The sequence below is a fragment of the Actinomadura sp. KC216 genome (assembly GCF_004348535.1).
Taxonomy (GTDB): domain Bacteria; phylum Actinomycetota; class Actinomycetes; order Streptosporangiales; family Streptosporangiaceae; genus Spirillospora.
This window is the reverse complement of record NZ_SMJX01000523.1, coordinates 1-3,545: the sequence shown is the minus strand read 5'-3', so window position 1 is coordinate 3,545 and position 3,545 is coordinate 1. Positions and strand designations below refer to the sequence as shown.

The following is a 3,545-nucleotide window of genomic DNA, read 5'->3' as shown; positions in this document are numbered from 1 at the left end:
GGCGGGGGGCGGGGCCCCGTCTGGGCGGCGGCGGTGCACGGGCCGGGCCGAGATTTCGTCCCGTGCGGCCGCCTTATGTCAGCCCTTGGGAGTGATGTCGGGCTGTCCAAAATTGGACCGTGACGGCGGGTCGGGTGTCAACGGATCCATTCGCCACTGGATTTTCAACATCGGTGAACGGGGCCATCGAAAATTCTGAAATGCCCCCTTGACCTGGGTGAATGCGGGCACCTCACTTGGTGATCTTGATGGAGTCCAGGCCGGCCTCGATGAGGCTCGCCGTGCCCCCGTCCGCCGCCTCCACCACGAGTCGGACGTTCTGACCCGCATATGCGGAGACATCCGCCGTCTGCGTCCGCCAGGCGGCGGCGCGGTTCGCCGCCGCGCCCTTCTCGTCCAGGACGGTCGTGGATCCGTTCGGCCCCACGATCCGCACCCGCAGATGGTCGTCGGCGGAACTGTTGTTCAGATGCCCGAGGAACCAGGAGAACGACAGGGTCTTCGCCCCGGCCGGAAGCGCGATCTCGGGCGACTGGATGCTGCTGACGCCGCCGTCGAGGTCGTACGTCCCGGCGGCGGACCCGGCCGCAGCGCCCGTGACGAGCGCGCCGGAGCCGCCCGCCGCGGCGAGCTGGAGAGCCGTCCCCGACCAGGTGGTCGACTCCGGGGCGCCGTGCTCCCACGCGCCCTCCGTGGCGGTGTCGGCGCCGCCGAAGTTCGCCGTCCAGCCCTTGTCGGACTCGAGGTCGTCGGCGAAGACGGTCTCGCCGGGCTGCTGCGTGCCGCCGCCGGCCAGCGTCCAGACGGCGTGCGCGATGGCGTCGGCGTTGCGGTCGAGCGCCGTGTCGTTGATGTTGGCCGTGGTGTCGCACGACGCGTGGTAGCAGCGGTCGTACGCGACGCCCGCCTGGCCGCCCCACTTCTGCGCCTGCGCGGCCGTCTTGCGCCCCTCGGCGCCGGTGAACAGGCCGCCGGCGGCGATCCCGTACTGGATGAACGGGCCGTAGTCGGAGCGCCCGTCGAACGCCGTGTCCTCGACGGGGACGTTGATCGTCGCGAAGTGCTCGCGGAGCACCCGCTCGATCTCCGCGGACCCGGCCGGGCCGCCGCCACCGCTCGTCCCGTCGCCGTCGTAGGCGAAGTAGCCGGGGTTGGGGGAGCCGACCATGTCGAAGTTCAGGTAGCCCTTGATCTTCGACCGCTCGGCGGCGGGCAGGTTGTTGACGTAGTACTTCGACCCGATGAGGCCGAGCTCCTCGGCGCCCCACCAGGCGAAACGCAGGTGCTTGTCCGGCTTGTAGCCCTCCCGGGCGACGGCCAGGGCGACCTCGAGGTTCGCGACGGAGCCCGAGCCGTTGTCGTTGATGCCGGGGCCCGCCGAGACGCTGTCGAGATGCGCGCCGACCATCAGGGTGTTGTTGACGTCGCCGCCCGGCCAGTCCGCGATCAGGTTGTAGCCGGTCGCGCCGAGGTAGGTGAACGACTGGATGGACGTCTGGTACCCGGCCGCGTCCAGCTTGGCCTTCACGAAGTCGATGGACGCGCGGAACCCGGGACGGCCGTGGGAGCGGCTCCCGCCGTTGCTGCTGGCGATGCTCTGCAGCTGCGACAGGTGCGCCTTGAGGTTGGCGAGCGGGATGTCGGGCGCGGCGGCTCGTGCCGCCGGGGCCGCCGGGGAGGCCGCGGGTGGGGACGCCGACGCGGTCGCGCCGGGCAGCAGGGTGGAGAGGGCCAGGGCGGCCGCCCCCAGAGTCGCCATGGTGCGCGATCTCATGCGTTGTTCCTCCTGGAGAACGGGCAAAGGGGAGCGGCCCGCGACGGGGGAGCGGGCCCCGTCACGGGCCGCGAGTTACGAGATGGTCAGGAACCGGCTGTCACTCAGCAGGCGGGCTCACCGGACTGCGCCGGGACGCTCACCGCGGCCCACGCGGCCTTCACCGAGGTGCACTCGGCGGTGGAGCCGGGGAACAGCTGCTTGGCGGCGTTGACGGTCTCCAGCCTGGCGCGCGCGTGGCTCCAGGCCGTCACCTTCCGGTTCAGGCCCTCCATGAAGACCTTTCCGGCCTTCTGGATGCCGATCCCGGTGACGGTCGAGTTGTTGCACGTCGGGCTGGACGGGGTGCCGTTCGAGCCCACGGCCAGCAGCACGAACCAGTGGTTCTGCGGGCCGGCCGCCTTGTGCACCTCGGTGCGCGGGATCGAGGACGAGTAGCAGTTCGGGTCGTTGTTGACCAGCGACGGGTTGTACATGTTGCGGATCGGGCCGCGGCCGACCAGGTCGACCTCCTCGCCGACCAGGTAGTCCGGCGGGTCGAGGTTCTCGGGCTCGTTGGCGTAGAACTCGACCAGCGCACCGAAGATGTCGCCGGCCGACTCGTTCAGGCCGCCCTTCTCGTTGCCGTTGCCGCCGGTGGAGCCGCCGGGCGTGTTCTGGAAGATCCCGTGGCCGTTCTCGTGGCCGACGACGTCCATGCCCGTGGCCTGCTTGGTGCCGGCCGAGTTACGGCCGTAGTTGGTGTAGCTGCCGTTCCAGAACGCGTTGGCCTGGTTCAGGCCGACGCGCATCGGGAAGCCGCGGCCGCTGCCGTTCATGCCGTTGCGGCCGAGCCACTCCTTCAGCATGTCCCATTCTTTTTGGGCGGCGTGCATGGCGTCGACGCAGGCGGTCTCCAGGTCGGTGCCGCTGCCGTTGCCCCAGGCGCTGTCAGTGCCCGTGAACGTCTGGCCGTTCTGGCCGCCGCACGTCAGGCCAGGGCGCGTCGGGTCCGTCATGGACGTCGCCGCGGTGCTGATGTCGACGGTGCCGTGGTAGTAGCTGCGGTCGTCGGCCACGGCCGCGGCTCCGGCGTCCGCGGGGGTGACCTCGTCGAACGTCCGGACGACCTTGCCGGTCTTGGCGTCGACGAACACGTGCAGCTTCGTCGGGGCCTTCTTGTGGACGCCGGTGACGACGGTCTCGTACGCGAGGCGTCCGGCGCCGTCCGCCATTACCGTCAGCTGCGGCGTGGAGACGCTCTCGACCTTGGACACGCGGGCGCGGGAGGTCTTCGCGGCCTGCGCCGCCGAGATCTTCGCCGTCGTGTCGACGTCCAGCGCCTTGGTCTGGCTGACGGAGCTGCTCAGCACGGTGCCGCCGGCGTTCGTCGTGACGACGAAGTCGCCGCCGAACACCGGCAGGCCGGCGTGCGTCCGCGCGTAGGACACGTGCTGGAGGCCGTTCAGGGAGGACACGACTCCGAGGCGGAAGATGTCGTCCTCAGGCGCCGTCTTGTACGTCGACGGCTGGGCCGCGACGACGCGGTCGGCGGAGCCGGCGGCGAGGGTGCGCGGGTCGGGCTTGGCGGGGGAGGCGGAACCGGCTGTCGCACCTATGGCGGGGGCGGACAACGCCACGGCGAGGCAGGCGGACAGCGCCGCCGCCCCGATCGCGGTCTGGTGTCTCACGGGGGTGCTCCTTCCACATGCCGGGCATGGCGCGGCACGTGGAGGACCTTGTGGGAGCGCCTCCGCGCGAGCTGGCACCCGTCCGGCGGGGGGGTTGGGAC

Annotated in this window: 2 protein-coding genes; both read right to left on the bottom strand. The window is 71.0% G+C overall.

From position 1 onward, the window contains the following. Positions 1–232: 232 nt before the first annotated feature. Entirely contained in the window at positions 233–1,774 is a 1,542-nt protein-coding gene (locus tag E1264_RS41405; protein ID WP_132182864.1) for a M28 family peptidase, read from the bottom strand. A gap of 104 nt (positions 1,775–1,878) precedes the next feature. Next, complete coding sequence (locus E1264_RS41400; RefSeq protein WP_132182862.1) at positions 1,879–3,444, bottom strand: M4 family metallopeptidase; 1,566 nt, start codon at positions 3,442–3,444, stop codon at positions 1,879–1,881. Positions 3,445–3,545: the final 101 nt, after the last annotated feature.

Coding starts and splice junctions, on each gene's coding strand:
- E1264_RS41405 (WP_132182864.1), bottom strand. CDS start 1,774: ATGAGATCGCGCACCATGGCGACTCTGGGGGCGGCCGCCCTGGCCCTC.